Below are 26,323 nucleotides of genomic sequence, written 5' to 3' on the forward strand. Positions count from 1 at the left end.
CCTGTTGGCTGCCTATACTAGCCGGCCACGGTCGGGCGTCACTGTCGTATCAGGACAGGCCATATCGCCAATCAAGCCAACCAGAACAAGAAAAAAACCATGGATAACCTCGGCTATACCTCCGTCCCCGCCCTGCTCAAATACCTGCGCCATGCCGAGCACCTCGGCCTCGACATGGACCAGGCCCTGAGCGCCGCCGGGCTGACCGCCGAGGCCCTGGCCGACAACAGCAAACGCATCCCCAGCGAAGCCCACGAACGCCTGCTGCAGCACCTCATGCAGGTCTCCGACGACCCGCTGTTCGGCCTGCATTCGGCGCGCTTCGTGCAGCCGGGCTCGTGGAGCGTGCTGGGCTACATCACCATGAACTGCTCCACCCTCGGCGAAGCCATGAGCCGCATCGTTCCGTACGAGAAACTGGTGGGTGACATGGGCGTGAGCCGGGTCGAGCCCGGCGACGGGCACGTGAAGCTGATCTGGAACTGCCGGCACCAGACCGCGGAGATCCGCCGGCACATGGTGGAGAACGTGCTGGCGTCCTGGCTGCTCTATGCACGCTGGATCGCCGACTCGCAGCAATCACCCAGCGAAGTCTGGTTCGAACACCCCAAGCCCGAAGCGGCCGACCTCAACGAATACGAAACCCTGTTTGGCTGCCCGATCCGCTTCGAGCAGCCCTGCAATGCGTTGCTGGTGCCCCTGGCCTACCTCGGCGTGCCGCTGCGCCAGGCCGACGCCACGCTGCTACGGACCCTGGAAGAACACGCCCTGACCCTGATGGCCGGACTGGACGACAACGAGCCGCTGCCCCTGCGGGTCAAGAACGCCCTGCGCCTGCTGCTCAAGGACGGTTTGCCGCGCAAGGAACGGGTGGCGGAAAAATTCGACATGACGGTGCGCACCCTGCAGCGCCACCTGCAGCACGCCGGCACCAGCTACCAACAGATTCTCGATGAGTTGCGCCAGGAACTGGCCGAGCACTACCTGCTGCGCAGCGACCTGGCGATCCAGGACATTGCCAACTACCTGGGCTTCACCGAGTCGCGTTCGTTCCACCGCAGTTTCAAGGGCTGGACCGGGCTGACACCCGGCGAATTCCGCGAAAGCCGGCGGCGTGCCGCCGATACCCCGCCGCTGTAACCGACCGGGGCGCCGATGTCGGCGCCCCGGCCAGACACCTAACCGAGAATCTCGCTGAGCGGAATGAAGCGCAGGCTGTCGCCCTCTGCCAGCGTGCTGTTCTCCAGCACCTCGGCGATCCCCTCGGCCCAGGCAGCACTGCGCAGCACCCCGGAGCTCTGGTTCGGGTACGGCACCACCCGGCCATCCTGCAGACGGGCACGCAAGTACTCGCGGCGCTTGCCCGGCTTGCTCCAGGTGAAGCCGGCCGGCATCGGGAAGCCCAGCGGCTCGACCCGCGTCACGCCCATGCGGCGCAGCAGATAGGGTCGCGCCAGCAGGCCGAAGGTCACCAGGGTCGATGCCGGGTTGCCCGGCAAACCGATCACCGGCACACCCCGGAACTGCCCGCAGGTCAGCGGCTTGCCCGGCTTGATCGCCAGCTTCCACAACGCCAACTCGCCGGCCTCACGCAAGGCCACGCCGAGGAAATCCGCCTCGCCCACCGACACACCGCCGGTGGACAGAATCAGGTCGACATCGCCCAGGGACGCCAGTGCCTCGCGGGTCTTGTCCAGGTCATCGACCAGGATGCCGGCATCCACCACCTCGCAGCCCAGGCGTTGCAGCCAGGTCATCAGCAGGCGCCGGTTGCTGTTGTAGATCTGCCCAGGCCCCAGCAGCTGGCCGGGTTCGACCAGCTCGTCACCGGTGGACAGCACCGCCACCCGCGCGCGGCGGCGCACCAGCAACTGGGCGGCACCGAGGGACGCAGCCAGGCCCAGCTCGATCGGCCCCAGGCGCGTGCCGGCAGGCAGTACGGCGTCGCCGGTGCGGGTTTCCTGGCCTTGGGGGCGCACGTTCTGGCCGACCCGCAACGGCTCGAGGAAGGTCACCCGGCCGTCATCCGCGACCTGCACGTTCTCCTGCATCTCTACCGTGTCGGCCCCGTCCGGCAGCGGCGCGCCGGTGAAGATGCGTGCGCAGGTTCCCGGCTGCAGCGGCTGCGGCGCGTTGCCCGCCTGAATCCGCTGACTGACCACCAGTGGCTCACCGGTCCAGTCCGCCAGGCACAACGCGTAACCGTCCATGGCACTGTTCGGCCATGGCGGCAGGTCCAGGGTCGCTACCAGCGGCTCGGCCAGCACCCGGCCGTCGGCCTGGCTCAACGGCAGCGACTCGCTCCCGGCAATGGGCGCGGCATCCGCCAACGCCATCAAACGCTCGAGGGCGGTCTCGACCGGCATCAGGCCCGGCTGGTCACAGCAGCTCATCCACGGCTCTCGCAAGGCGCGGCCTGCTTCAGGTGCGGCACGAAGTTGCAGGGGCGGTGACGGGCGTCCAGTTGCTCGGCCAGGATGCCTTCCCAGGCGGTGCGGCAGGCATTGGTCGAGCCCGGCAGGCAGCACACCAGCGTGCCGTTGGACAGCCCGGCCAAAGCGCGGGACTGCACGGTGGAGGTGCCGATGTCGGCCACGGAAATCTGCCGGAACAGCTCGCCAAAACCGTCCACCTGCTTATCCAGCAGGCAGGTCACGGCCTCCGGGGTGCTGTCGCGGCCGGTGAAGCCGGTGCCACCGGTGATCAGCACCACCTGTACTTCGTCTTCAGCGATCCAGGTGGCGACCTGGGCGCGGATCTTGTACAGGTCGTCCTTGAGCAGAACCCGGGCAGCCAGGTTGTGCCCGGCGGCCTTGAGGCGGTCGACGAACAGTTGACCGGAGGTATCGGTTTCCAGCGTACGGGTGTCGCTGACGGTCAGAACGGCGATATTCAGCGGCACGAATACCGCCTCGGCCTTGTGGTTCATGGCAGGCTTCCAGTTGTCGGAGAGAATGCCCGATGTTATATCACAGCCCCGCCTTTGGAGGCCCTGCCATGCCCGCTGCGACATTACGTCCCCCCTGCTCCGTGCTGCTGCTCGCCGGTGGCCGCGGCCAACGCATGGGCGGGCGCGACAAAGGCCTCGTGGAGTGGAACGGGCGCCCCCTGATCGCCTGGCTGCACGACCAGGTGCGCGGGCTGACCGACGACCTGATCATCTCCTGCAACCGCAACCGCGAGCAGTACGCCGCCTACGCCGATCACTGCGTGGACGACGGTGAGGCGGATTTCCCAGGGCCCCTGGCCGGCATCCGCGCCGGCCTGCGGATCGCCCGCCACGCCCAGGTTCTGGTCTTGCCCTGCGACGCCCCGCTGATCGACGCCGCCCTGATCGACAGCCTGCTGGAAAAAGCCAGCGAACGACCGGTCATGCTGCGCCAGGGCGAGTATTGGGAACCGCTGTTCTGCGTGATCCCCACGGCCCTCGCCGCTTCGCTGGAAAGCGCATGGCAGAGCGGCGAACGCAGCCCGCAGCGCTGGTTGCGGCCCTTCTCGCCGGTCGCGGTGGACTGCCCCCAGGGCGACCCGCGCCTGGCCAACCTGAACACGCCCGAGCTGCTGACCCAGGTCAACAAAAGCCAACAATGAAGGGCGATCACGGAACTTGGCTGCCAATTCCCCATCTGAGCCAAGGTAAACACTTACGTACCGTGCAAGGAGATCTCACCATGATTCAACGGACTATTCCCGCCCTGTTGCTCGCCCTTGGCCTGGTTACCCTGGCCGGCTGCGCATCGCCATCAGTGATCACCCTGAATGACGGCCGCGAGATTCAAACCGTGGATCACCCCGATTACGACGACGAGTCCGGCTTCTACGAGTTCGAGCAACTCGACGGCAAGCGCGCCAAGGTCAACAAAGACCAGGTTCGCACCGTAAAAGAGCTGTAACCCGCCTCGAACAGGCCCTGGCACGCCAGGGCCTGCGCAATGCCCCGACATTCCGCGTTTCCCCTCCCTGCACCGCTCGTCAGCTCCCCGCCGTCGGTAAAAAATTTCCCGCTAACCCCTTGTGCGGTAAAACTTTTTCAGTACAATCTCGACCTATTCGGAGTGTAGCGCAGCTTGGTAGCGCGTCTCGTTCGGGACGAGAAGGTCGCAGGTTCGAATCCTGTCTCTCCGACCAAATCCCCAAAAAGCCCGCCTTAAAAAGCGGGCTTTTTCGTTTCTGCTGTTTTTCCTTCTCAGCTTAGATATCTGCGCACCCTCCACCCTCGGTGACGCAGAGCGTCACGGGATGCGTGCCCACGCGGAGCGTGGGTACGATCAAGCCCTATTGTTTCAGCCTATCCTGCCCAGAATGGTATGCCGATTGGTATGCCGCAATCATGGTGCCCACCACTACTTCGAACATGGGCATACCAAAACGCGATAAACGCACGGATAAGCGTCAACCGATGGCCAACTTGCGCACTCCGGTTGCCCACGCCTATAGTTCGCCCGTCGTTGCCAATTCAACGACCGGGTTTGACGGCCCGCTCAAACAGTAGGCGCACAGGCGCTCACCATCCGAAAGCAGGCGCTTTTTTTGTGCCTGTCATTTCGTGTTATGGCGGCTGTGTGCGGGGCACTTTCGAGTGCGCCGGGTTCCTATTGTCCCGGTCCGTCAACCTGCACACAGCTGCCACCATTCGTTTGACGGCGACTCGTGGCAGCTCTCGACAATAGGAGCTTTACCCATGACGGATCATCACGCCCACCCTGCCCCGCCGCTGACCACCACCAGCGCCACCTTTCACCCCTGCAACGCCGCCAGACAGCCACTGTTTGCCGTACTCCCGGGCGTGCCCGTAGCAGACGCACTCGACAGCGTGTACTGCCTGCTGGATGTAGCGGAAGAACTGACCATCAGAATGAGCGATGCAGCTGACCCGAACCGCGAACAGCTTGGCCATGCCTGCACCTACCTGATGGAAATGGCCAAGGCCACCGTGCGCACCTGCATCGAGGGGTTGGATCACAAGGCGTAGCGCAAGCGACTGACTCAGATTATTGAGTGCTAGCCTCCTGCCCTCCCCTAACCCACGAGTAATGGCAAACGAGCGTGCGAAGAGCTGCGCACAATGGGACCGGGCTCTCAGACTCTTGAGGGCAACGTTTACCGCCAACGTGACCTGGTTTGATCACTCCCTCGGAGCTGGGTGGAGTTACTGACTGCAACCTCACCAACCAGCTTTGACTCCGAACACAGGAAAGCGGAGCCCATGTAGTCGGCACCTGACAAGGCAAGAGTCCGTGGCACCTATAGAGTGGAGGAGGAAGTAGCGTTGTGCCATCCTATCGACGCTGACAAGAAACAGAGACCGGAATGGGGGCTCTGCCCATCACGCTGGTGCTGTTCCTGAAGGGGAAAAGCTTTAGAGCTCGCACTTCATCCAACACGGACGATATGCGCTAATTCAGTAGTGCCAAAAAAAGGAGCTATGCTGATGACCGACAATAACCGCCAGCCACCCAAGCCGCAGCCGTCCCGACCAACGCCCACACCGAACAATGACAGGCCGACTCCCGCACGTGATGGGTGGATCGACAAGAGCGGACCAAATACCATTTCTGAGAGCAGGCCAGTTCCACCGAGACCAAAGAAATGACCGAAGCCGACAAAGAGGATGAGCTTCATAGGCTCACATTCTATGTGCAGCGCAACATCCGCTACCACATGCGGCGTGCGGCATTCTTCACTAGATGGAGTCGTCTCTCTTCTTTTGTCGGCGTATTCTTTGGTTCTGCAGCAGCTATAACCTTTTTATCCTCGGTAAGCGGCAGCCACCCACTACTGCCGGTGTTGCTGGCGGGAGTGGTTGCCCTTGCATCTGCGGTTGAACTTGTTGTGGGCGTCAGTCAACGCGCGTGGCTTCACAATGATCTGCGCCGCCGTTTTCTGGATATCGACGAGAAAATGCAGGTAAACCGGAAGATGCCTATGAAGGGTATTAACGAGTTGTGGGCATGTGTCAGACGTATAGAGACTGATGAACCTCCGACTATGGAAGCTTTAGAGCTGATGGTCAGGAACGAAGTGATCATCTCTATGTACAACTATGAAGAACGCAGTGAGCACTACATTCCACTGCCTTGGTGGCAGAAATTGACTGCGCACTGGGTTCATTGGGATGTTTCCCAAGCCTCCCCGGCACCAGCGCAAAAGCACCAGTGTGCTTGATAAGCCTTACGCTCCAGGAGATAAGCTTTTTCCCAAGCTCAGCTAAGCCAAGGTGCGTGCTGCCGACCGGCAGCATGCAGGATAGTTACCCACAAAAAAGCCCGCTTACGCGGGCTTTTTTTCATTCCAGCAGGTCGCCTTATCCCAGCGTCTGAAACGCCCGCAGCAGTGCCTTGCTTAGGTCCACGGTGGAGAATTTGGTGAGCACGTCGTTGGCGCCAACCTGGCGGGCCTTTTCGGTGTTCATGGTGCTGTCGAGCGAGGTGTGCAGCAAGACGTAGGTGTGGCCAATCTGGGCGTCCTTGCGGATTTCCTTGACCAGGTTGTAGCCGTCCATCTCGGGCATTTCGATGTCGGAGACCAGCACTTCGATCGGCTGCCCCGCCTCGTGCTGGGCGCGCAGCTGTTCCAGGGCTGCGGCGGCGCTGCGCACGGCCTGGCAGTCCAGGTCGAGGCGGCGCAGGGTGTTCAGGCTCTGCTGCAGGGCCACCTGGGAATCGTCCACCACCAGCACGCGGCGCCCGCGCAGCAACGCGAGTTCGCTGTCGGAGAGCAGTTGCTCGTCCGTTTCCTCTTCCGGGGCCGGGGCGATTTCGTGCAGGACCTTCTCGATGTCGAGGATCTGCACGATGGCGCCGTCGATCTGGGTCACGCCGGTGATGAATGCCCGGCCACCGGCACCGGCAGGTGGCGGACGCACGTCACGGGTGGAGCACTGGACGATGCGCTCGACCTGGTGCACGTGCAGCCCCTGGCGCGAGCGGCTGAGTTCGGTGACGATCAGGCAGCCGTCCTGGCTGTCGCTGCCGCCGCGCTCGCCGATCGCCCGGGCCAGGTCGATGACGGTCAGGGCCGCGCCGCGCAGGGTCGCGACCCCGCGCACATGGGGATGCCGGTTGGGCATCTTGGTCAAGGCGGGACACGGGATGATCTCGTTGACCTTGAGCAGGTTGATCCCCAGCAAACGCCCGCTGTGCAAGCGAAACAGCAACAGCGACAACGCATCCCCTAACACCAGACTCATCAAGGCCTCCCTTTCATTATCAGTTCGCACACACCGGGCCGGGCGGCTCGGCGCGCCTCGGTCTTCTCTGGGGTATGCGTATTCAGCGCAGGAACGCCACCACCTGCTCGGCCTCGAACGGCCAGTTCAATTCAGCACCGGTGTCGCAGCGACGCAACACCGGGATACGCAGGCCATAGGTTTCGACCAGCGCTTCGTCATCGGCGATGTCGACCAGTTCGACCAGCAGGCCGCGTTCGACGAACGGCATCAACAGTGCCTCGGCTACCTCGCACAGATGGCAGCCCAGGGTGCCAAACAACTGGCATTCAGGGAGCATGGACGCGCCTCCTCAGCAAAGAGGCGTGCAGTCTACCACTAGCCTCAAGCGTTCGCGGCAGGCGTCGGTTTCGCCGCGTTGGCCTGTGGCAGGAGCCCCTGCAACCCGTCGAGCAGACGGCTGTTGAGTTGCTCGGCCTTGTCCAGGCGCCCGGTATCGAAGCGGTTGTCGAGAGAGAACCCGCCCTTGAGCAGTTCGAGCAGCGTGCCCTTGCTGTCCTGGGCCACGGCGTCGGCGCTGCGCAGTGCATCGAGCAGGCCCTGGGCGTAGTCGGCCAGGGAGCTGTTCACCGCGCTGGCAGCCGCCTGGCCACCCTGCTCGGCCACCGCGCTGTAGGCATCGGTGGCCTGGCGCACGGTGGTCTGGGTCAGGCGCAGGGACATCGAGGCCAGTTGCTCGCCGTCCATGTCCAGGGCCATGGCCCGGTCGAAGGCGCCATTCAGGTCGCCTGCGTAGAATTTGTCGGAGAGGTCCTGGACCTGGGTGAAGAGTTTCTCCAGGGCCGCCACTTCTTCCTCGTCCAGCTCGCCCTCGACTTCGACCTGCCAGCCGCCGATCTGCAGGCTGCCGGACTGGCTGGCGCCCACCACGGCGCTGCCATTGGCGGTTTTTGCCGCGCCGACAGCGGTCTGCGACCAGTTGGCCGAGGCCTGGGCCACGGAAATACGCAGGCGGTCGCCGTCACGGGTGGTGATGGCCATGTCGAAGGTTTCGGCCCGCGCCGAGAAGCGCTCGCTGTAGGCCGCCGCCGACACGCTGCCACCAGTGGTGGGCGCCGGGGTGCTGCCGAAGCGCTTGTCCAGACCGGCGAAACCGTCCTGGATGCGTTTGTAGGTGTCGTCGATGTCCGCTGCCACCTTGCCGTGCAGCGCACCCATGCCGTCGATGATCTTGCGCGCTTCGGCGAAGCCTTTCTCCACGCCTTCGCGGGCCTGGTTCAGCAGGCCCTGCAGCTTGGCCGGATCGGCGCCGGCAGCGGCCTCGCTCTGCAGGCGCTGCTCGACGAAGCCGATGATGCGTTCAGCCACTTTTTCCGGCGTGTAGTCGTCGCGCTTGCCGTTGAGCGCGCCCGGTTCCATGCCCATGCGCTCGGCCAGGCGGTTGGCCAGGGTGTTCTGTGCATCGGCGGAGGCACGCGCGGCGGGCTGGTTGTGCAGCTGGGACGCGCGCGAAGCGGAGGAATACAGAGAGGCCAGAGGATTCATGACGAGGTACCCGTGGGACAGAGTGTCTGGTCGTTTGACGGCCGTTACCGGAAAAACTTTAACCAGGGTGCGCTTTTTCTCGACCAGCGGTACCTGCCAGACATGAAAAGCCCGCCAGGTGGCGGGCTGTGGTGGATCAGTCCTGGCTGACCGAGCCGATCTTGTGAATCGACAGGTCCGCGCCGTAGTACTCCTGTTCCTGGCTCAGGCGAATGCCGATGAAGGCCTTCAGCAGCCCGTAGACCAGGAAGCCCCCGGCCAGGGCCACCAGCACCCCCAGCGCGGTACCGGCCAACTGGCTGGCCAGGCTCACGCCACCGAGGCCGCCCAGCATCTCCTGACCGAAGATGCCGCAGGCGATCCCGCCCCACACGCCGCACAGGCCATGCAGCGGCCAGACGCCGAGCACGTCGTCGACCTTCCATTTCACCTGGGTCGCAGTGAAGGCCCAGACGAACAGCGCACCGGCCACCGCGCCGGTGGCCAGGGCGCCCACCGGGTGCATCAGGTCCGAACCGGCGCACACCGCCACCAGGCCGGCCAGCGGGCCGTTGTGCAGGAAGCCCGGGTCGTTGCGACCGACCAGCAGCGCCGCCACGGTGCCGCCGACCATCGCCATCAGGGTGTTGACCGCCACCAGGCCGCTGACGCTGCCCAGGGTCTGGGCGCTCATCACGTTGAAGCCGAACCAGCCGATGATCAGGATCCACGAGCCCAGGGCCAGGAACGGGATGTTCGACGGCGCGAACGCCACCAGGCGCCCGTCGCGGTAACGGCCATCGCGGGCGCCCAGCAGCACCACGGCGCCGAAGGCCAGCCAGCCGCCGACCGCATGCACCACCACCGAGCCGGCGAAGTCATGGAACGGCGCGCCAAACTGCGCCTCCAGCCAGGCCTGCACGCCGTAGTTGCCGTTCCAGATCATGCCCTCGAAGAAGGGATACACGAAGGCCACGATCAGCACCGTGGCGCAGAGTTGCGGGCCGAAACGGGCACGCTCGGCGATGCCACCGGAGATGATCGCCGGGATCGCCGCGGCGAACGTCAGCAGGAAGAAGAATTTCACCAGCGCGTAGCCGTTGCCCTCGGTCAGCACACTGGCCGGTTCCAGGAAGGTCACGCCGTAGGAAATCCAGTAGCCCATGAAGAAGTACGCCAGGGCCGACACCGCGAAGTCGGAGAGAATCTTCGACAAGGCGTTGACCTGGTTTTTTTGCCGGACCGTGCCAACCTCAAGAAAGGCGAAGCCGGCATGCATGGCCAGCACCATCACGGCGCCCAGCAGGATGAACAGGGTATTGGAACCGTGGATCAGCGTTTCCACGGCACTGTTGATGTCTTCCATCAGAGAAACAGGCTCCGTCGGCAGGAAAAAAGCACCAAAGCGGATCAACCGCAACGGTGCGCGCACCACAAAGCGGCACGCACCGTCATCGACCACGCTCCACCCAGCCTTGCAGCGCGCCATCACGGCTCGCACCACACACTTGAATGAGGCACTTATTTTTTAGTTATCAAGGGGTTATAAACGCACCGCGGCATCCTGGCCTACCGCCTGCGAGCCCCACGAAGGCGCACGACGACACAGTGATGCACCTGCACAATGCAAGCGCTGTACCAGCGCAGCGGCATTGGAAACCACGCCTGACCGGCGTACAAAAAAGTGAACCGGTGCTTTCAAGCGGACTCGAACCTTTACACTGACCACCCAACGGAAGGAGACACCCATGGCTCGCAAGACGCCCAGCGCAACCACCTCGGCTGAAGAGAAAGAGCTGCTCGACGAATTCCAGGCCCTGGTAAAAGACACCGAAAAGCTGCTGCAGCATTCGGCCAGCCTGGCCGGTGAACAGGCAGAAGAACTGCGCGAGCAGATGCGTGCCAGCCTGGCCCGGGCGCGCACCACCCTGCACGATGCCGAAGACACGCTGCGCGTGAAAGGCAAGGAGGCGGTACAGGCCACGGAAGAGTACGTACAGACTCATCCCTGGCAGACACTGGGTATCGCCGCGGCCATCGGCATGCTGCTCGGCATGTTGATCACCCGGCGCTGATGAGAGGCGACATGGACGCTACGTCACCCGAAGAAAAAAGCCGCGGCCCTTCGCCGCGGCGCTTCGCCGCCGCACTGGCCGGGCTGCTGCACGGCCATGTCGCGCTGTTCGGCGAAGAGCTCAAGGAACAGCAGGGCAACACCGTACAGTTGCTGATACTCGCCGGCCTCGGTGTGGTGTTCTCCCTGCTGCTGATCATTGGCCTGTCGGCCGCGCTGCTGATCATTTTCTGGGACACCCACCGACTCACCGTCACGTTTTCGCTGTGCGCCGTCTATGCGGCCGGCCTGCTCACCTGCGTCGGCATGCTGTTGCATCGCCTGCGCCACGCCCCGACGCCCTTCAGCGCCAGCCTCGAAGAACTGGCCCGTGACCGCGAGCAATTACTGCCATGACCCCACCGAACCTGCCCAACAAGTCGTCCCACCGCGACCTGCGCAAGGCCATGCTGCGCATGCGCCTGGAGATGCACCGCCAGGAGCTGCGCCACGAGACCCTGGTCATGATGCAGCCCGTGCGCAAGGTGCAGCACTTCGGCAGCCACTGGCGCGAAGAGCTGCGCGAGAACAGCACCTCGCTGTGGATGACCGGCGGCGCCCTGCTGCTCGCCACCTTCGGCGTACGCCACACCAACTGGCGGCGCCTGCTGCGCCTTGCCCTGGTGGTGGTGCCGCTGCTGCGCAAGCAGTCCAAGTAACCCCGAACCTGGCCACGATCTTGCTTGGCTGAACGATCCCACCGCATTCCGCGGTGGCCGTTTTGCTGGACCAGCTAAGGACGTACCCGGTGCTCGACGGTCAACCCCTCGCCGTCTTCCAACCCTTCATCGATACCGCCACGGGCCAGATCGCCGGAGTCGAAGCCTTGGCCCGACTGCGGGGCGCCGATGGCCAGCTGCACTCGGCCGGCCCGCTGTTCAGCGACCCGAAGACCCCACCCGCCGCCCTGCGCCGCCTGGACCGGCAAGTGCGGGCGCAAGCCCTGGAACGCTTCCACGAGGCCCCGGCGCCGTGGTTTCTCAGCCTGAACATCTCGCCCCGCTGGATCAGCCGCCTGCGCCCGGAACAACCCCTGCCGAGCCTGAAGCAACTGGAAGCCAGCGGCATCGACCCGCGGCGCATCGTCTTCGAGATCACCGAACTGGGCGGCGCCAGCCAGCGCCTGCCAGGGGTGGTGGCGCGCTACCGCGAGGCCGGCGCGCGGATCGCCATCGACGACTTCGGCGCCGGCTACTCGCAGCTCGACCGGGTGCTGGCCCTGCAGCCGGACATCCTCAAGCTCGACATGCGCCTGTTCCAGGCCGCGGCCCGTGGCGGCCCCAGTGGCGAGGTGGTCAAGGCCCTGGCGCTGATGGCGGAGAAAACCGGCTGCTGGATCATCGCCGAAGGGGTGGAAACCGAAGCCGAGCTGGACTTCGCCCTGGAATGCGGGGCGCGCTACGTGCAGGGCTACCTGTTCGCCCGGCCCGAGCTGGCGTTCTTCCCCAATGATGCTTTTGTCCGGCATTTTGCCGAGCTGCGAGACCGCTACGTGCGGCGCAAGCTGGTCGAGCGGGCGCGCCTGATGACCCTGCGCCAGCAGCTCACCCAACTGATGGGCGACCTCAAGCAGTGGGCCGAGGCCAACGCCGCCACTGCCGCCCTGCCCGCCCCGGACGCCTACCCCTGGCTGCTGCGCCTGTACCAGTGCGACCGCCACGGCACGCAGATCAGCCCCAACCTGGAATGGCGCGACGGCACCTGGCAGGCCGACACCCGTTACCTGGGGCACAACTGGTCCTGGCGTCCCTACTTCTACCAGTTGCTGGCCGAAGGCTGGGAAGAACGCCGGCTGATCATTTCCAACACCTACCGCGACGCCACCAGCAACCAGTACTGCGTGACCGCCGGGCAATTCATTGACAACGGCCAGCGCCTGCTGCTGGTGGACATCGACGCCGCCGGCTTGTGACGCTGCCGCCGAGCACGGGGCCCGGTGGCAGCGGTTCCCGGCTCAGCCGAACACCGATGCCTGCTCGGTTGCACGGTAGGCGGTGTGCACCACCCGCGAGTCGACGTGGTTGATGGTCGAGAGGATCTGCAACGGCTCGGTCAGGGTCGGTGCCATGGTCCAGCGGTCCAACGCGTCATTGCCCACCCGCAACATGCCGGTGTGCGACAGGTCGTTGAAATCCACCACCGGGTCCACGTCATAGAACCCCAGGCTGCGCCGCAGCAGGTCGATGTCGGCCCGCGCCCCGGTGAGGAACAGCCAGCCGGGACCGATCCGGTAGCGCGTCACGTACTCCTGCAGGCGCTCCGGGGTATCCAGTTCCGGTTGCAGCGACAACGAGTACATGAACACATCGCGCCCCGCCCGCTCGCCCAGCAGCTTCTGCACGTGGCGCAGGTTGGCGGTGCTGGTGGGGCAGGAACGCTCGCACTGGGTGTACATCATGTTCAGCGCCACCACCTTGCCGCGGACCAGGTCGTCGTAGAACTTCACGGCCTTGCCTTCGTGGGTGTACAGGGTCACGTTGGGGAAGCGGGACGAGCCTGCCGCTCTTGGCTGTGGCGCAGCGGGCTGCGCCAGGCTGCCGGCGCGCCAGGCGGCCAGGCCCAGGGCAGCGACACCCGCACCGGCCAGCAGTTTTCTTCGCGTATTCATCTTCTACCTCCTGGATGAGGTGCGCGGCTCAGACGATGTCCCAGCGCAGCATCATGGCGTGATCTTCGTGGATCAGGTTGTGGCAGTGCATGACGTACTTGCCCTTGTAGTCGCGGAACCGCAGCAGCACCCGAGTGGTGCTTCTTCCCTCGAGCACATAGACGTCCTTGCGCCCTTTTTCATGGGGCGGCACCGCGACCGCGCGACCGTCGATGACCTTGCTGAGAATCCGCCCTTCCTCGAAGTGGATGTGCACGGGATGGTCCCAGCCGTCATCGATGTTCACCAGCTCCCAGATTTCCGTGCTGCCCTGGCTGATCACCGCACGGGGCACGTTGACGTCGACGAACTGCCCGTTGATCGCCCACATGTTCTGCCGTCGCTCGAACACGAAACGCCGCACCGGCAACGCCGCCAGCTGCGCCGCCGTGGGCAGCGGACGCAGGGGCCGCAGGGTGGCCGGCACCTGGCTGAGGTCCTGCTCCGGCGGCTCGCGGTTGATCACGATCTTCAGCACCCGCACGCCCGGCGCCACCACCTGGTGGGGCTGGCGCGTGTCTTCGGGCTGGTGGGTCAGGCGGTTGACCACGTACAGCTCGGTGCCGATCGGGTAGCGGGAGAAATCCACCACGATGTCGGCCCGCTCCGCCACCCCCAGGCGCACGCTGGTCTGGTTGAGCAGCGGCTGCTCCAGCAGGTTGCCGTCGTTGGCGATGTAGGTGAAGGGCTGGACCACGTTGTTCGCCCGCACCAGGTAGAACTGGTAGAAGCGGCTCGGCCCTTCGTTGAGCAGGCGCAGGCGGTACTTGCGCCGTGCAACCCGCAGCACCGGCTCGATCTTGCCGTTGACCAGGATCTTGTCGCCCAGCACCCCTTCGGGGCTGATCTGGTCGTAGTAGAGGATGCCGTTCGGGTCGAAGCGCCGGTCGGCAAAACCCAGCGGGTAATCGTACGGGTGGCTTGGCAGGCGCAGGGCACCGGGGCTCGGGTCACGCTCATCGCCCGAATCCAGGTGGTCGAACAGCAGGTAGAAACCGACCAGGCCACGGACGATGTTCGGCGCCGTGAAGTCGGTGGTGTGGTCGTGGTAGAACAGCGTGCCCAGGGCCTCGCGGAAGTCGCCGATACCGTTGGCCATCTCGTCGTAGCCGGCATAGATGTTGGCGTACAGGTGGTCCTTGTAGCCGCCCGGCGCGGTGAGGGTCGGGCCGGCCTTGGTCGCGCTGTAGTAATCGCCTGGGAAGCCGTCGCTTTCCGAGCCGGTGTGCAGGTTGTGCAGGTGCGTGGAGATTTCCGGCGTGCCGAAGCCGGTGTGGTTCGCCGGCAGGTCGTTGTACATGCGGCACAGGATCGGGTAGCCGTAACGGGCGAACACCACCGGGCTCAGGGTATTCAAATCCGGCACGGCGGCCTGGTAGGTCCAGACCTTCTGCGGCGGGTAGGACGGGCTGAACACCCAGTTGTCACGCTGTGCAGCGTGCAGCTCGTAGGGCTCGGCCTGGGGACCGAATTCGGCCCAGCGCTGGTGCGCCGGACGCCCGGCTTCCCCGCCAGCCGTGTTGCAGTCACCGGTCGGGGTGGAACTCAGCGCCCCCCCATACAGGCGGGTGATCTCATCGGGCAGGAACTCCTGCCAGGGCACGGTTGGCGGGCTGGCCGGCACGGCGGCCATGCTCTCCTGCGACTTCAGCAACAGCGGCGCGGCAGCCAGAGCGGCACTGCCCTTGAGGAAGGTACGGCGCGAGGCCTGGACAGGCGCATCGCAGGAGTCGAACGTGGATGAATGCTGCCCTTGCACCAATGGCGGCGTGCTCCAGCCACCCGGGTGCAGCAGGCCCGTGCAGCGTGTCAACAATGAAGACTTCATGAATTTCCAGCTCCCCGATGACATCCCACTGCACCACGAACACAGGAATGACGGGCACAACAGTTCGTCACCGATCAACAGGTGAACGCAACGATTTGCACGATGAAAAGGAAGGCCGCCCGTGCGCCTGGAAGACGACCAGGGCGTACCCGGTCAGGCTCCAGGCGGGCCGTGAATGGGAAATGTGAAACCTGGAGGCAGAGAACGACTCACGGGGTGAATCTGCGAGCCACTGTTCATGATGTTCTCCCTAGCGACAACCCATGAAGATGGTTTCGCCGCGCCCTCTCCTTCGCGACAAAACCATGGAACCGCCATGCGCTTCTCACCTCTAACTAAAGCGCTGCCTAGGGGGCATGTCAATTAGCCGTCATTTATTCAGACAGACGGACTCAATGCGCATAACCTGCTGTATATAAATAAAAAATAGAAAAACAAAAGCGAACCGCTCATCGTGAAAACCGCCCATTATCAGCCTTGCCACCTGCGAGGAATCACCCTGCAGGCTGCGTACCGTCAAACGTGCGTCACCGCGCATTCGCCCCAGGCGCGTGCGACGCGGGGTTGCAGATGACGGCGCGAACCTCGAAGCTAGGATCAACAGCCACTGACTGGCGAGGAGCGGCCTTGGACTGGCACACCCTGCTTACCCGTGAACGACTCGGCAAACCGACCCACAGCGTCGATGAACTGGGGCGTAGCCCGTTCCACAAGGACCATGACCGCATCATCTTCTCCGGGGCCTTCCGTCGCCTTGGGCGCAAGACCCAGGTGCATCCGGTCTCGAGCAACGACCACATCCACACCCGCCTGACCCATTCGCTGGAAGTCAGCTGCGTCGGCCGCTCGCTCGGCATGCGTGTCGGCGAGATGATCCGCGAGGCATTGCCCGACTGGTGCGAACCCAGCGACCTGGGCATGGTGGTGCAGTCCGCCTGCCTGGCCCATGACATCGGCAATCCGCCCTTCGGCCACTCCGGCGAAGACGCCATCCGCCACTGGTTCCAGCAGGCCGCCGGCCGCGGCTGGCTGGATGCGATGAGCGACGCCGAGCGCGCCGACTTCCTCAATTTCGAAGGCAACGCCCAGGGCTTTCGCGTACTGACGCAACTGGAGTACCACCAATTCGACGGCGGTACGCGCCTGACCTATGCCACCCTCGGCACCTACCTCAAATACCCCTGGACCGCCCGCCACGCCGAGGCCCTGGGGTACAAGAAACACAAGTTCGGCTGCTACCAGAACGAACTGCCGCTGCTCGAACAGATCGCCCACAAGCTGGAACTGCCGCAACTCGAAGAACAACGCTGGGCGCGCCACCCGCTGGTGTACCTGATGGAGGCGGCGGACGACATCTGCTACGGCCTGATCGACCTCGAAGACGGGCTGGAAATGGAGCTGCTCGACTACCAGGAAGTCGAAGCCGTGCTGCTCGACCTGGTGGGCGACGACCTGCCGGAAACCTACCGCCAGCTCGGCCCCCAGGACTCGCGGCGGCGCAAGCTGGCGATCCTGCGCGGCAAGGCCATCGAACACCTGACCAACTCCGCGGCCCGGGCGTTCGTCGAGCAACAACCGGCGCTGCTGGCCGGCACCCTGCAGGGCGACCTGGTCGAACACATGCACGGCCCGGCCAAGCGTTGCGTGCAGCACGCCAAGGCCATGGCCCGGGAAAAGATCTTTCAGGACAAGCGCAAGACGCTGCATGAAATCGGCGCCTACACCACCCTGGAAATCCTCCTCAACGCCTTCTGCGGCGCCGCCCTGGAACAGCACGGCGGGCGCACGCCGTCCTTCAAGCACCGGCGCATTCTCGACCTGCTCGGGCACAACGCACCGGACCCGCACGGCCCGTTGTACAAATCGTTTCTGCGCATGATCGACTTCATCGCCGGGATGACGGACAGCTACGCTACTGAAATGGCCCGAGAGATGACGGGACGTTCGAGCCCGGTATAAACGATGAAAACGGTGTTGAAACAAACCTTCAGCTGGCATGCCGGGCCTCCCGCCTGGGGCCCTGCCATGGTGGCGGGCCTGGGCTGCGCGCTGCCGCTGCTGCTGGGCCTGTTCAGCGCCCACCCGGGGTTTCTCTGGGCGTCGGCCGGCGCCTTCCAGGCGGCCCAGGCCAACCCGCTGCACCGTTTCGGCATGCTGCGCATGCTGCTGCTCACCGGCCTCGGCGCCTGCAGCGCCGGCCTGGGCTTCTGGGCTGCCACCCACCCGATGATCAGCTTCTGGCTGTTCGGCGCCTTCGGCTTCCTGCTGGCCTGGCTGCAACGCTTCGGCACCGAGGCCGGCAAGCTCGGCATCGGCCTGGCCGTCTGCCTGTGCCTCGGCCAGGGTCAGTACGGCATCGGCAGCCTCAACAACCCCCAGGCCATCGCCATGCTGTTCATCCTCGGCGGGCTCTGGGTGATGCTCCTGGCGTTCGGCCTGCGAGGTTTGCACGGGCTGCGCATGTGGCCGTACATGCCACGCTTCATCAGCGTCCTCAAGGTGCTCAAGCGTCACGCCAAGCGCCTGCCGCAACAGCAATGGCGCCTGCATGCCCTGGGGTGCACCCTGGCCCTGTCGCTGGCCGGCCTGCTGGTCAACCTCGCCAACCTGCCGCGCGGCTACTGGCTGACGCTGACCGTGGTCACCACCCTGCAGCTGGAATTCCAGGGCAGCCTGGTGCGCGCGCTGCAATCGAGCCTGGCCGGTCTCGCCGCGGCCGGCCTGCTGATTCTCTTCGGCCACAGCCTGCAGAGCCCGGGGCTGATGGTGGCGACCATGCTGCCGCTGATCGCGCTCAGCCGCGCCCTGCAGGCCAATCACTACGGGCTGTTCGTGCTGCAGACCACCGTCTGCTTCGTGCTGCTGTCGGAGAGCCTGGCCCAGGACTGGCACCTGGCCGAGGTGCGCCTGATGAACGCCCTGCTCGGCGTCGCCCTGGCCCTGTCCATCGCCCTGCTGATGCACGGTGTGCGCCAGTGGCTGGCCAAGCGCGAGCTGAAGAAGACCGTCACGCCCCAGCAGCAGTCCACCTCCTGACGCCCCCGCCACAGCACCGGCTCGCATAAGCGGGCCGCGCCCTTATTCTCAATCGTTTTTAGTCGGCACGTTTTCAGTCCTTTCACTATGCTTGCTGGGTCCGCAGCGCAATCCATGGAGTGACGCGCTATGCCCGCCGCCGCCTCGTCCCGTGAACGACGTTTTCCCCTGCATGTGCACATCAGTGTACTGTTCACCCTGCTGCTGTTGCTGACCGGCGTGGTGCTGGGCTTTTTCAACTACAAGCAGACCACCCAGATCATCTTTTCCAGCAGCGCCAAGCTGTTCGAGCGCATCCAGCAGGACGTGCAGGGCGACCTCAACCACACCTACCAGCCCATCCGCCATCTGCTCAGCCTGCTGGCCCTGGACGACGCCACCCAGGCCACCGACCTGGACGGTCGCCTGGAGCTGTTGCGGCCCATGGTCCAGGCGCTGCGCGACAACCCCAAGCTCGCCTCGCTCTACCTGGGCTACGACGACGGCGACTTCTTCATGGTCCGCCCGCTGCGCAGCGACCTGCTCAAGCAGCACTTCGACGCCCCGGACAAGGCGGTCTACCAGGTCTGGTCGATCGAGCGCAACGGCGCGGGCACCGAGGCCAACTACCTGTTCTACGACGGCTCGCTGAACCTGGTCAGCCGCCGCCAGCGCCTGCAGGAAGGCTACGACCCCCGGGGCCGCGACTGGTACAAGCGCGCCCGTGCCGATGGCGGGCAGATCACCACCGCGCCCTACGTGTTCTTCTCCACCGAAGAGGTCGGCACCACCCTGGCCCGACGCGCCGGCCTGACCAGCGTGCTGGGCGCCGACCTGACCCTGCTCGACCTGTCGGCCACCCTGGCCAAGCACCAGGTGACCGCCCACAGCGAGGTGGTGCTGTTCGACCCCGAAGGCAGTGTGGTCGCCTACCCGGACACCAGCCGGCTGATCACCCACGAAAACGGCCCCAAGCTGGCCCGTGCCGCCGACCTCAGCTCGGAGCTGGGCAGCCTGCTCACCCGCGACCCGGACGGCCGGCAGCAAGGGGCGATGGAGCTGGACAAGCGCCGCTGGGTGGTGTCGCGCAGCCACATGCAGGAAGGCGGCCCCCAGGGCCTGCACCTGGCCCTGCTGGTCCCGGAAGACGAGCTGCTGGCCGATGCCTACCGCATCCGCTGGCAGGGCGCGCTGGTGACCCTGACCACCCTGCTGCTGTGCCTGCCCCTGGGCTGGCTGACCTCGCGGATCATCGTCAAGCCCCTGCGCTCCCTGGTGCTGGAGGCCGAGGCGATCCGCCGCTTCGACTTCAAGCACCCGGCCAGCGGCCGCTCGCCGGTGCTGGAAGTGGACCAGCTCGCGGTGTCGATGGCGCGCATGAAGGAAACCATTTCCAGCTTTCTGGAAATCACCGCCAGCCTCTCCGCGGAAACCCGCTTCGACGCCCTGCTCAAACGGGTCCTGGAAGAAACCGTGCAGATCGGCGGCGCCCACGGCGGCCTGATCTACCTGCTCGATGCCGACAGCGGCCGCCTGGAGCCCCACGGCCTGTTCCTCAACGGCACCCAGCACAGCCCGGGGCGCCACGGCATCCTCAGTTACGAACGGCAGAGCGACCAGATGCCGGCCTGGCTGCAGCAACCGGCCACGGGCGGCAGCAGCCGTGTGGCGTCGATCGGCTTCGACCTGGCGGGCGATTACCGCAGCCTGCTGCAGGTGCTCGACAGCCCGCGCGTGCACCTGGTCGCCACCGGCCTGCACAACCGCAGTGGCGACACCGTGGGCGTGCTGGTGCTGCTGCACTGCGACCGTGGCGACGAGAACGACCTGACCATGCAGCGCCCGGAGCGCGTGGCGTTCATCGAGGCGGTGTCCGGCGTGGCGGCGCTGTGCATCGAAAGCCAGCGCCTGCTGGAGCGGCAAAAGCAACTGCTCGACGCCTTCATCCAGTTGATCGCCGGCGCCATCGACGCCAAGAGCCCGTACACCGGCGGGCATTGCCAGCGGGTGCCGGAAATCACCCTGATGCTCGCCCGCGCCGCCGCCGCCAGCCAGGAGCCGGCCTTCCGCGACTACCAGCCCACCGACGAGGAATGGGAGGCGCTGCACATCGCCGCCTGGCTGCATGATTGCGGCAAGGTCACCACGCCCGAATACGTGGTCGACAAGGCCACCAAGCTGGAAACCCTGTACGACCGCATCCACGAAGTGCGCATGCGCTTCGAGGTGCTCAAGCGCGACGCCTGGATCGCCTACTGGCAAGGCCGGGCCCAGGGTCAGGACGAACCCGCCCTGGCGCACCTCCGCGACCAGTTGCTCAGCGCCCTGGACGACGAATTCGCCTTTGTGGCGCGCACCAACCTGGGCGGCGAAGCCATGGCGGAAGCCGACCTGCAACGCCTGCAGGGCATCGCCGCGCGCACCTGGACCCGTACCCTGGATGACCGCCTGGGCGTGTCCTGGGAAGAAGCCCAGCGCCAGGAACGACGCCCGGCCGCCCCGCTGCCGGTGGAGGAACCGCTGCTGGCCGACCGCCCCGAGCACCTGATCGACCGTCCCTTCGGCGAAGCCATCCCGGCGGACAATCCCTGGGGCTTCAAGCTCGACGTACCCGTGCACAAGTTCAACCGCGGCGAGCTGCACAACCTGAGCATCACCCGCGGCACCCTGACGGCCGAAGAGCGCTACATCATCAACCACCACATCGTGCAGACCATCCTCATGCTCAGCCGCCTGCCCTTCCCGGCGCACCTGCAGAACGTCGCGGAAATCGCCGGGGGGCACCATGAAAAAATGGACGGCACCGGTTACCCGAAACGCCTGCGTCGCGAGCAGATGAGCCTGCCGGCACGGATGATGGCGATCGCCGATATCTTCGAAGCGCTGACCGCGGTGGACCGGCCCTACAAGAAAGGCAAGCGGTTGTCCGAGTCACTGGAGATCATGGCGGGCATGTGCCGGGGGGCGCACATCGATCCGGAGCTGTTCGGCCTGTTCATCCGCGCGCAGATCTACCGGCAGTACGCCGAGCGCTTCATGAAGGTGGAACAGATCGATTCGGTGGACGAAGCCAGCATCCTGGCCAAGGCGGGGTTGAGCGGGTGAAACAACAGGGGCCGGGAGGCGTTGCGCCTGCCCGGCCCCATGACATCAGGCCGGATTGATCTCGTTTTCCGGGTACCAGACGTCGATCAGCGGGCTGACACTGAAGTCGACCAGCTCGCTGCGGCCTTTCAGCCAGGCTTCGACCTGAGCCCGCTGCTCTTCGCTGACCGAGCCACGCTTGGCCAGGCACACCAGACCGTAGTCGTCGCCGCCCACATAGCCCAGGCCATTGGCGGTCATCGCGTCACTCAGGAACTGATCCAGAAACGCATCGACAGCCTCGTCGCTCAGGTCTTCCTTGAAGTTCAGGTTCAGTTCGAAACCCAGCTCCTGGAATTCATCCACGCAGAGTTTCTTACGCAGACGACGGGAACGGTTAGTAGCCATGGAGCAATCCTCAAGAGTGATATAACGCGCGGCACTCTAGCAGTTTAGCGGCCGACGTGCCCGACTCTCTGCCCGATACCGGGTGGATGAAGCTGAATCCACGCTGAATTTCGGCTGTTTCACGGTGTGACGCAGCGCACGCGCGCCACCCGAACGGCGAGGCTTGGGGCATAATGCGCCTCACTTTCCAGAACCGCCGAGGAATCGTCTTCTTATGCCTCGCTTCATCGTTACCCCTCGCCACGAGGGTGTTCGCCCATGATCAAGACCCTCCGCCGCCTGGCCATCGCCAGCCTGTTGCTGCCCCTGGCCCTCCCCCTGCACGCCGCCGTCAACGCCACCCTGCCCAGCAAGGTGCAGCAGGCCCTGAAAGCCAACAAGATCGGCACCCAGTCGCTGTCGCTGGTCACCATCCCGCTGACCGGCCCCGGCGCCAGCACCTATTTCAACGCCGATGTCTCGGTCAACCCGGCCTCGACCATGAAGCTGGTCACCACCTACGCCGCCCTGGAGCTCTTGGGCCCGACCTACCAGTGGAAAACCGAGTTCTACACCGACGGCCAACTGAAGGACGGCGTGCTCAACGGCAGCCTGTACCTCAAGGGCGGCGGCGACCCCAAGCTGAACATGGAAAAGCTCTGGCTGCTGATGCGCGACCTGCGCGCCAACGGCGTGCGCCAGGTCACCGGCGACCTGGTGCTGGACCGCGGCCACTTCATCCAGCCCGACCTGCCGGTGTTCAACGATGACGGCGGCGACGCCAACAAACCCTTCCTGGTGACCCCGGATTCGCTGCTGGTCAACCTCAAGGCCCTGCGCTTCATCGCCCGCAACGAAGACGGCAAGGTGCACATCGCCGTGGAGCCGCCGATCGCCGAGATCCGCATCGACAACCGGGTCAAGGCACTTCCCGCCGCCAAATGCCCGGGCTGGCCAGATGTGCGCTACAACCCGGTGACCCAGTTCGACGGCACCACCGTGATCGTCACCGGCCAGCTCGCGGCCGGCTGCAGCGCGCAGACCTACCTGTCGCTGCTCGATCACCCGAGCTACGCCGCCGGCGCCGTGCGCGCGATCTGGCAGGAACTGGGCGGCAGCATCATCGGCAAGACCCGCCTGGCCGATGTGCCGAAAGACGCCCGCCTGCTGGCCCGTGCCTTCTCGCCGGACCTGGTGGAAGTCATCCGCGACATCAACAAGTACAGCAACAACACCATGGCCCGGCAGCTGTTCCTGAGCATCGGTGCCAATGCGCGCAACGAGGCCGACGGCGACGACGCCAAGGCCGCGCAGCGGGTCATCCGCGCCTGGCTGGCGCGCAAGGGCATCACCGCGCCGCAGTTGGTGATGGAGAACGGTTCGGGGTTGTCACGCGACGAGCGCATCAGCGCCCGGGAGATGGCCAAGCTGCTGCAGGCGGCCTGGAAGAGCCCCTACGCCGCCGAGTTCATCAGCTCCATGCCGCTGGTGGCGATGGACGGCACCATGCGCAAGCGCCTGCGCAACACCGCCCTGGTGGGCGAGGCCCACATCAAGACCGGCACCCTGAACAACGTGCGCGCCATCGCCGGCTACAGCCGCGACAGCAACGGCAACAGCTGGGCCGTGGTGGCGATCCTCAATGACCCGCGCCCCTGGGGGGCCTCGTCGATTCTCGACCAGGTGCTGATCGACCTGTACCGCCAGCCCAAACGCTGAGCATCCCGGCCCGCGCCGTGCGCGGGCCGGTCAGGCCGGTTCGCCGCGCACCTGATCGCGCCCGGCCTGTTTGGCCCGATAGACCCCCGCATCGGCGCGGCGCAACAGGTCGTCGCTGCTTTCACCGGCACGCCAGGCGGCCACGCCGAAACTTGCCGTGACCCGCCCCACGCCCTCGACCGGCTCTTCGCGCAACGCCTGGCGCAGCACCTCGGCCAATGCCTCGGCCTGCTCGGTGCTGGTGTCCGGGCAGAGCACGATGAACTCCTCGCCTCCCAGCCGGCAGAACAGGTCGGCACGGCGCAGGCGCTGGCCGATACGCTGGCAGACATTCTTCAGCACCCGGTCGCCCGCCTCGTGGCCGAAGCGGTCGTTGATCGACTTGAAGTGATCGATGTCGAGCATGATCACCGCCAGGCTTCCGTCCGTACGCCGCACCCGGGCCAGTTCGACCTCCAGGCGATCCTGGAAGAAACGCCGGTTGTAGATGCCCGTCAGCACGTCGGTGACCGACAGTTCGCGCAGCTCCTGCTCGACCAGCTTGGGGCCGGTGACGTCCGTCAGGTAGCCGTGCCACAGCACCGCGCCATCGGCCTGCCGCTCCGGCACCGCCTCCCCGCGCACCCAGCGCAACCCGCGTTGCGGCAGCAGCACCCGATACTCATCGCGCCAGACGCTGACACGCTCGGCGGACTGGCGGATCGACAGGACGACCCGCTCCACGTCCTCTGGGTGGATACGTTCGAGCACCGGGGCACCGTCGACCCGCAGCAGCGTCGGGTCCAGCTCGTAGATGTCGCGGATGCCGGCACTGACATAGGGGAACGACGCATGGCCGTCCGCACTCACCTGGTACTGGTAGATCGCGCCGGGCACCTGGGCGGAGAGTTTCTCCAGCAGCCGATCCCGGGCCGCCAGCACCTCCAGGATGCGGGTGCGCTCGGTGATATCACTGGCGATGCCGAGGAAGCCGATCAACTGGCCCTGCTCGTCGCGCACCCCGGTGCAGATCAGGTTGACGGTCAGCTCGCTGCCGTCGCGGCGCACGTAGGTCCACTCGCGCTCCTCGTGGCGATGTTCCTCCGCCGCGGCGGCCACCAGGGCCTCGAAGCCGATCACCGGCCGGCCGTAGCGCCGGGTCAGCTCGATCTGCCGCGCCTCGACCTCATCGCGCCGGTGCAGGCATTCGGGGGTGCGCCGGCCGATCATTTCCTGCGCCGTGTAACCGAGCATGCGTTCGGCCCCGACGTTGAAGGTGAGAATCAGCCCGTCCACGTCCGTGGCGATGATCGACACCTGGGTCGCGGCATCCAGCAGGCCGTGCAGCTGGCCATGGGCGCGGGCCAGCTCCAGCTCCGCGGCCTTGCGCCAGGTGATGTCGGAATAGGTGCCGATGACCCGCGACGGCTGCCCGTCCGCCAGGCGCTCCACCACCTTGCCCCGGGCCAGCACCCAGCACCATGAACCGTCCTGGCGACGCATGCGGTGCTCGCAGCGGTAGAACTCGGTCACGCCGAGCACGTGCTGCTGCAAGGCCTCCAGGCTGCCGCTCCGGTCCATGGGGTGGATGCGCTCCTCCCATTCGCCGATGCCATCGCCGACCTCCGCGTCGGCATAGCCGAGCATGCGTTTCCAGGTCGAGGAGAAATACACCGTGTCGGTCTGCATGTCCCAGTCCCAGACGCCATCGCCGGAGCTGTCCAGGGCGAAGCTCCAGCGCTGCTCGGCGGCGGCCAGTTGCTGCTCCCGCGCCCGCAGTTCGGCGGTGCGCGTATCGACCAGGGCCTGGGCCCGCTGGCGCTGGCCGGCCAGGCTGAACAGCAGCGCCGAGAGCATCAGGCTGAGCAGGACGCCGGCGGTGACGATCACCGCCACGCCCGACATCCGATTGGCCGCGACGAAGGCGTCGCTGGGGTGGACGGTCAGGCGGTAGCTGCGATCGGCCAGGTGCAGGGTGCGGGTCACCGCGAGCGGCGCGTGGGGCTGCATCTCGACCGTCCGGTAGAACACCGGCGAATCGTCCGTGGCGGACTCGTCGAGCACCTCCAGCTCCAGGCCATCGCTGTGCTGCCCGCCTTCGAGCATCTGGCGCACGCTGACCACTGTCATCACGAAGCCGCGCAAGGTGCTGCTGCGCAGCGCCGGCTCTTCCGGCACCTGCGCACTCGCATACACCGGCGCCACCAGCAGCACGCCCCGGCGGTTGCCATCGTCCGGGCCGATCAGTTGCAGGATGTCGGTGGCCGCCATGAAGCCGTTCGCCCGGGCCCGCTGCAGCGCCTGGACACGCCCGGCGTGGGACGCCAGGTCGAAGCCCAGGGCAAACGCGCGGCCACTCCGGCTCACGTTGTAGAGCACGGGGAAATACTCGGCACGCTGCACCGCCTCGACCAGCGCGCCGTTTTCACCGCGCTCGCGAATGGCGAAATCGCCCAGGTTCTCGCCCTGGACCCGCTGTTCGAAGGCATCACGCTGCGCCGCCGGCACCCGGGGTACCCAGGAAACCGCCAGGGCCTGTTGCAGCAGCGCCTCGCCATAGCGCTGGAAATCGAGGCGCGTGACCTCATCGGAACTGACGAAGAAGCGCCGCACGCCGTCCAAGTCGCGCGCATGGCCGTCGAAACTGGTCTGGATGGACGAGGCGCGGATCTCGGCGGCGGCCTCGAAACGCTCCTGCAGGGCCTGCTCGTTCAGGCGCTGGGTGACCGACGCCACCAGGGCCGTGAGCAGCAAGCCCACCACGGCGCTACCCAGGGCCAGCAGCCAGGGCGTGGGCAACTCACTGAGGAATCCCGGCGCCGGGAAGCGCCGGTTAGAGACGGAAGGCATAGTGACAGC

24 protein-coding genes and 1 tRNA gene are annotated in these 26,323 nt (G+C 65.6%); 14 read left to right on the top strand and 11 right to left on the bottom strand.

Going from position 1 to position 26,323, the window contains the following annotated elements:
• Window positions 1-99: 99 nt before the first annotated feature.
• On the top strand, window positions 100-1,140 hold the full coding sequence (locus N5C28_RS01310) for an AraC family transcriptional regulator (protein ID WP_279819219.1): 1,041 nt from the start codon (window positions 100-102) through the stop codon (window positions 1,138-1,140).
• Window positions 1,141-1,178: 38 nt separating this feature from the next.
• Here N5C28_RS01310 and glp read toward each other — a convergent pair whose 3' ends face one another.
• Together glp and moaB are read right to left on the bottom strand one after the other, a co-directional pair.
• Window positions 1,179-2,393, bottom strand: coding sequence for a gephyrin-like molybdotransferase Glp (glp, locus tag N5C28_RS01315; protein ID WP_279819221.1), 1,215 nt, complete (start codon window positions 2,391-2,393; stop codon window positions 1,179-1,181).
• A complete protein-coding gene (gene moaB / locus N5C28_RS01320; protein ID WP_279819223.1) occupies window positions 2,390-2,929 on the bottom strand; it encodes a molybdenum cofactor biosynthesis protein B in 540 nt (179 codons plus the stop codon). Before moaB ends, glp begins: the two co-directional genes overlap by 4 nt.
• A gap of 68 nt (window positions 2,930-2,997) precedes the next feature.
• Between moaB and mobA the strand changes: the two genes are divergently transcribed.
• The 4 genes from mobA (at window position 2,998) to N5C28_RS01340 (ending at window position 4,972) form a co-directional block, all read left to right on the top strand.
• Window positions 2,998-3,591, top strand: coding sequence for a molybdenum cofactor guanylyltransferase MobA (gene mobA, locus N5C28_RS01325; protein ID WP_279819225.1), 594 nt, complete (start codon window positions 2,998-3,000; stop codon window positions 3,589-3,591).
• Window positions 3,592-3,671: 80 nt separating this feature from the next.
• Window positions 3,672-3,893 (top strand): YgdI/YgdR family lipoprotein, encoded by a 222-nt coding sequence (locus tag N5C28_RS01330; RefSeq protein ID WP_279819227.1) that lies wholly within the window; start codon window positions 3,672-3,674, stop codon window positions 3,891-3,893.
• A 158-nt stretch (window positions 3,894-4,051) separates the two neighbouring features.
• A tRNA-Pro gene (locus N5C28_RS01335) sits at window positions 4,052-4,128 on the top strand.
• A gap of 553 nt (window positions 4,129-4,681) precedes the next feature.
• Window positions 4,682-4,972: a DUF3077 domain-containing protein gene (locus N5C28_RS01340; RefSeq protein ID WP_279819229.1), complete on the top strand. Its 291-nt coding sequence runs from the start codon at window positions 4,682-4,684 to the stop codon at window positions 4,970-4,972.
• A gap of 401 nt (window positions 4,973-5,373) precedes the next feature.
• Here N5C28_RS01340 and N5C28_RS01345 read toward each other — a convergent pair whose 3' ends face one another.
• Window positions 5,374-5,622 (bottom strand): hypothetical protein, encoded by a 249-nt coding sequence (locus N5C28_RS01345; protein WP_279819230.1) that lies wholly within the window; start codon window positions 5,620-5,622, stop codon window positions 5,374-5,376.
• Between N5C28_RS01345 and N5C28_RS01350 the strand changes: the two genes are divergently transcribed.
• Entirely contained in the window at window positions 5,590-6,165 is a 576-nt protein-coding gene (locus tag N5C28_RS01350; RefSeq protein ID WP_279819232.1) for a hypothetical protein, read from the top strand. The two genes, N5C28_RS01345 and N5C28_RS01350, sit on opposite strands and share 33 nt — an antisense overlap.
• A gap of 139 nt (window positions 6,166-6,304) precedes the next feature.
• Here the strand turns inward: N5C28_RS01350 and N5C28_RS01355 are convergent, their stop codons facing one another.
• The 4 genes from N5C28_RS01355 to N5C28_RS01370 form a co-directional block, all read right to left on the bottom strand.
• Window positions 6,305-7,189, bottom strand: coding sequence for a chemotaxis protein (locus tag N5C28_RS01355; protein ID WP_279819234.1), 885 nt, complete (start codon window positions 7,187-7,189; stop codon window positions 6,305-6,307).
• Window positions 7,190-7,271: 82 nt separating this feature from the next.
• On the bottom strand, window positions 7,272-7,508 hold the full coding sequence (locus N5C28_RS01360) for a glutaredoxin family protein (RefSeq protein WP_279819236.1): 237 nt from the start codon (window positions 7,506-7,508) through the stop codon (window positions 7,272-7,274).
• A 44-nt stretch (window positions 7,509-7,552) separates the two neighbouring features.
• Window positions 7,553-8,713: a DUF5610 domain-containing protein gene (locus N5C28_RS01365; protein ID WP_279819238.1), complete on the bottom strand. Its 1,161-nt coding sequence runs from the start codon at window positions 8,711-8,713 to the stop codon at window positions 7,553-7,555.
• 136 nt (window positions 8,714-8,849) lie between these two features.
• The gene (locus N5C28_RS01370; protein WP_279819240.1) at window positions 8,850-10,058 is read right to left on the bottom strand and encodes an ammonium transporter; all 1,209 of its coding nucleotides are present in this window, start codon (window positions 10,056-10,058) and stop codon (window positions 8,850-8,852) included.
• Window positions 10,059-10,440: 382 nt separating this feature from the next.
• On the opposite strand from N5C28_RS01370, the gene N5C28_RS01375 reads away from it, so the two are divergent.
• The 4 genes from N5C28_RS01375 (at window position 10,441) to N5C28_RS01390 (ending at window position 12,717) form a co-directional block, all read left to right on the top strand.
• On the top strand, window positions 10,441-10,767 hold the full coding sequence (locus tag N5C28_RS01375) for a DUF883 family protein (protein ID WP_279819242.1): 327 nt from the start codon (window positions 10,441-10,443) through the stop codon (window positions 10,765-10,767).
• Between the two features lie 11 nt (window positions 10,768-10,778).
• Entirely contained in the window at window positions 10,779-11,162 is a 384-nt protein-coding gene (locus N5C28_RS01380) for a phage holin family protein (protein ID WP_279819244.1), read from the top strand.
• Entirely contained in the window at window positions 11,159-11,464 is a 306-nt protein-coding gene (locus N5C28_RS01385) for a hypothetical protein (protein WP_279819247.1), read from the top strand. The genes N5C28_RS01380 and N5C28_RS01385 overlap by 4 nt, the downstream gene beginning before the upstream one ends.
• Window positions 11,465-11,553: 89 nt before the next feature.
• Complete coding sequence (locus tag N5C28_RS01390) at window positions 11,554-12,717, top strand: EAL domain-containing protein (RefSeq protein ID WP_279819250.1); 1,164 nt, start codon at window positions 11,554-11,556, stop codon at window positions 12,715-12,717.
• Between the two features lie 42 nt (window positions 12,718-12,759).
• Here the strand turns inward: N5C28_RS01390 and N5C28_RS01395 are convergent, their stop codons facing one another.
• Entirely contained in the window at window positions 12,760-13,413 is a 654-nt protein-coding gene (locus N5C28_RS01395; protein WP_279819253.1) for an SCO family protein, read from the bottom strand.
• A 28-nt stretch (window positions 13,414-13,441) separates the two neighbouring features.
• Window positions 13,442-15,280: a multicopper oxidase domain-containing protein gene (locus N5C28_RS01400; protein ID WP_279819255.1), complete on the bottom strand. Its 1,839-nt coding sequence runs from the start codon at window positions 15,278-15,280 to the stop codon at window positions 13,442-13,444.
• A gap of 627 nt (window positions 15,281-15,907) precedes the next feature.
• Between N5C28_RS01400 and N5C28_RS01405 the strand changes: the two genes are divergently transcribed.
• The 3 genes from N5C28_RS01405 (at window position 15,908) to N5C28_RS01415 (ending at window position 21,400) form a co-directional block, all read left to right on the top strand.
• Window positions 15,908-17,239, top strand: coding sequence for a deoxyguanosinetriphosphate triphosphohydrolase (locus tag N5C28_RS01405; protein WP_279819257.1), 1,332 nt, complete (start codon window positions 15,908-15,910; stop codon window positions 17,237-17,239).
• Between the two features lie 3 nt (window positions 17,240-17,242).
• Window positions 17,243-18,316: an FUSC family protein gene (locus tag N5C28_RS01410; protein ID WP_279819260.1), complete on the top strand. Its 1,074-nt coding sequence runs from the start codon at window positions 17,243-17,245 to the stop codon at window positions 18,314-18,316.
• Window positions 18,317-18,445: 129 nt separating this feature from the next.
• On the top strand, window positions 18,446-21,400 hold the full coding sequence (locus N5C28_RS01415) for an HD domain-containing phosphohydrolase (RefSeq protein WP_279819262.1): 2,955 nt from the start codon (window positions 18,446-18,448) through the stop codon (window positions 21,398-21,400).
• Window positions 21,401-21,445: 45 nt separating this feature from the next.
• Here the strand turns inward: N5C28_RS01415 and N5C28_RS01420 are convergent, their stop codons facing one another.
• Window positions 21,446-21,787 (bottom strand): YggL family protein, encoded by a 342-nt coding sequence (locus tag N5C28_RS01420; RefSeq protein WP_279819265.1) that lies wholly within the window; start codon window positions 21,785-21,787, stop codon window positions 21,446-21,448.
• Between the two features lie 258 nt (window positions 21,788-22,045).
• Between N5C28_RS01420 and dacB the strand changes: the two genes are divergently transcribed.
• Window positions 22,046-23,485 carry a D-alanyl-D-alanine carboxypeptidase/D-alanyl-D-alanine-endopeptidase gene (dacB, locus tag N5C28_RS01425; RefSeq protein ID WP_279819267.1) on the top strand — a complete coding sequence of 480 codons (1,440 nt, stop codon included), beginning with the start codon at window positions 22,046-22,048 and terminating at the stop codon, window positions 23,483-23,485.
• A gap of 30 nt (window positions 23,486-23,515) precedes the next feature.
• On the opposite strand, the gene N5C28_RS01430 is transcribed toward dacB, so the two are convergent.
• Window positions 23,516-26,314 (bottom strand): diguanylate cyclase, encoded by a 2,799-nt coding sequence (locus N5C28_RS01430; RefSeq protein WP_279819273.1) that lies wholly within the window; start codon window positions 26,312-26,314, stop codon window positions 23,516-23,518.
• Window positions 26,315-26,323: the final 9 nt, after the last annotated feature.

Source organism: Pseudomonas sp. GD03944 (assembly GCF_029839275.1).
In the GTDB taxonomy this organism is placed as follows: domain Bacteria; phylum Pseudomonadota; class Gammaproteobacteria; order Pseudomonadales; family Pseudomonadaceae; genus Aquipseudomonas.

Bases quoted from the DNA above. Each gene is read 5' to 3' on its own strand.
- N5C28_RS01345 (WP_279819230.1), bottom strand. From the start codon at position 5,622: ATGAAGCTCATCCTCTTTGTCGGCTTCGGTCATTTCTTTGGTCTCGGT.
- N5C28_RS01415 (WP_279819262.1), top strand. From the start codon at position 18,446: ATGCCCGCCGCCGCCTCGTCCCGTGAACGACGTTTTCCCCTGCATGTG.
- N5C28_RS01365 (WP_279819238.1), bottom strand. From the start codon at position 8,713: ATGAATCCTCTGGCCTCTCTGTATTCCTCCGCTTCGCGCGCGTCCCAG.
- moaB (WP_279819223.1), bottom strand. From the start codon at position 2,929: ATGAACCACAAGGCCGAGGCGGTATTCGTGCCGCTGAATATCGCCGTT.
- N5C28_RS01385 (WP_279819247.1), top strand. From the start codon at position 11,159: ATGACCCCACCGAACCTGCCCAACAAGTCGTCCCACCGCGACCTGCGC.
- N5C28_RS01355 (WP_279819234.1), bottom strand. From the start codon at position 7,189: ATGAGTCTGGTGTTAGGGGATGCGTTGTCGCTGTTGCTGTTTCGCTTG.
- N5C28_RS01375 (WP_279819242.1), top strand. From the start codon at position 10,441: ATGGCTCGCAAGACGCCCAGCGCAACCACCTCGGCTGAAGAGAAAGAG.
- N5C28_RS01410 (WP_279819260.1), top strand. From the start codon at position 17,243: ATGAAAACGGTGTTGAAACAAACCTTCAGCTGGCATGCCGGGCCTCCC.
- N5C28_RS01430 (WP_279819273.1), bottom strand. From the start codon at position 26,314: ATGCCTTCCGTCTCTAACCGGCGCTTCCCGGCGCCGGGATTCCTCAGT.
- N5C28_RS01330 (WP_279819227.1), top strand. From the start codon at position 3,672: ATGATTCAACGGACTATTCCCGCCCTGTTGCTCGCCCTTGGCCTGGTT.
- N5C28_RS01380 (WP_279819244.1), top strand. From the start codon at position 10,779: ATGGACGCTACGTCACCCGAAGAAAAAAGCCGCGGCCCTTCGCCGCGG.
- dacB (WP_279819267.1), top strand. From the start codon at position 22,046: ATGATCAAGACCCTCCGCCGCCTGGCCATCGCCAGCCTGTTGCTGCCC.
- N5C28_RS01340 (WP_279819229.1), top strand. From the start codon at position 4,682: ATGACGGATCATCACGCCCACCCTGCCCCGCCGCTGACCACCACCAGC.
- N5C28_RS01400 (WP_279819255.1), bottom strand. From the start codon at position 15,280: ATGAAGTCTTCATTGTTGACACGCTGCACGGGCCTGCTGCACCCGGGT.
- glp (WP_279819221.1), bottom strand. From the start codon at position 2,393: ATGAGCTGCTGTGACCAGCCGGGCCTGATGCCGGTCGAGACCGCCCTC.
- N5C28_RS01395 (WP_279819253.1), bottom strand. From the start codon at position 13,413: ATGAATACGCGAAGAAAACTGCTGGCCGGTGCGGGTGTCGCTGCCCTG.
- N5C28_RS01370 (WP_279819240.1), bottom strand. From the start codon at position 10,058: ATGGAAGACATCAACAGTGCCGTGGAAACGCTGATCCACGGTTCCAAT.
- N5C28_RS01420 (WP_279819265.1), bottom strand. From the start codon at position 21,787: ATGGCTACTAACCGTTCCCGTCGTCTGCGTAAGAAACTCTGCGTGGAT.
- N5C28_RS01360 (WP_279819236.1), bottom strand. From the start codon at position 7,508: ATGCTCCCTGAATGCCAGTTGTTTGGCACCCTGGGCTGCCATCTGTGC.
- N5C28_RS01350 (WP_279819232.1), top strand. From the start codon at position 5,590: ATGACCGAAGCCGACAAAGAGGATGAGCTTCATAGGCTCACATTCTAT.
- N5C28_RS01310 (WP_279819219.1), top strand. From the start codon at position 100: ATGGATAACCTCGGCTATACCTCCGTCCCCGCCCTGCTCAAATACCTG.
- mobA (WP_279819225.1), top strand. From the start codon at position 2,998: ATGCCCGCTGCGACATTACGTCCCCCCTGCTCCGTGCTGCTGCTCGCC.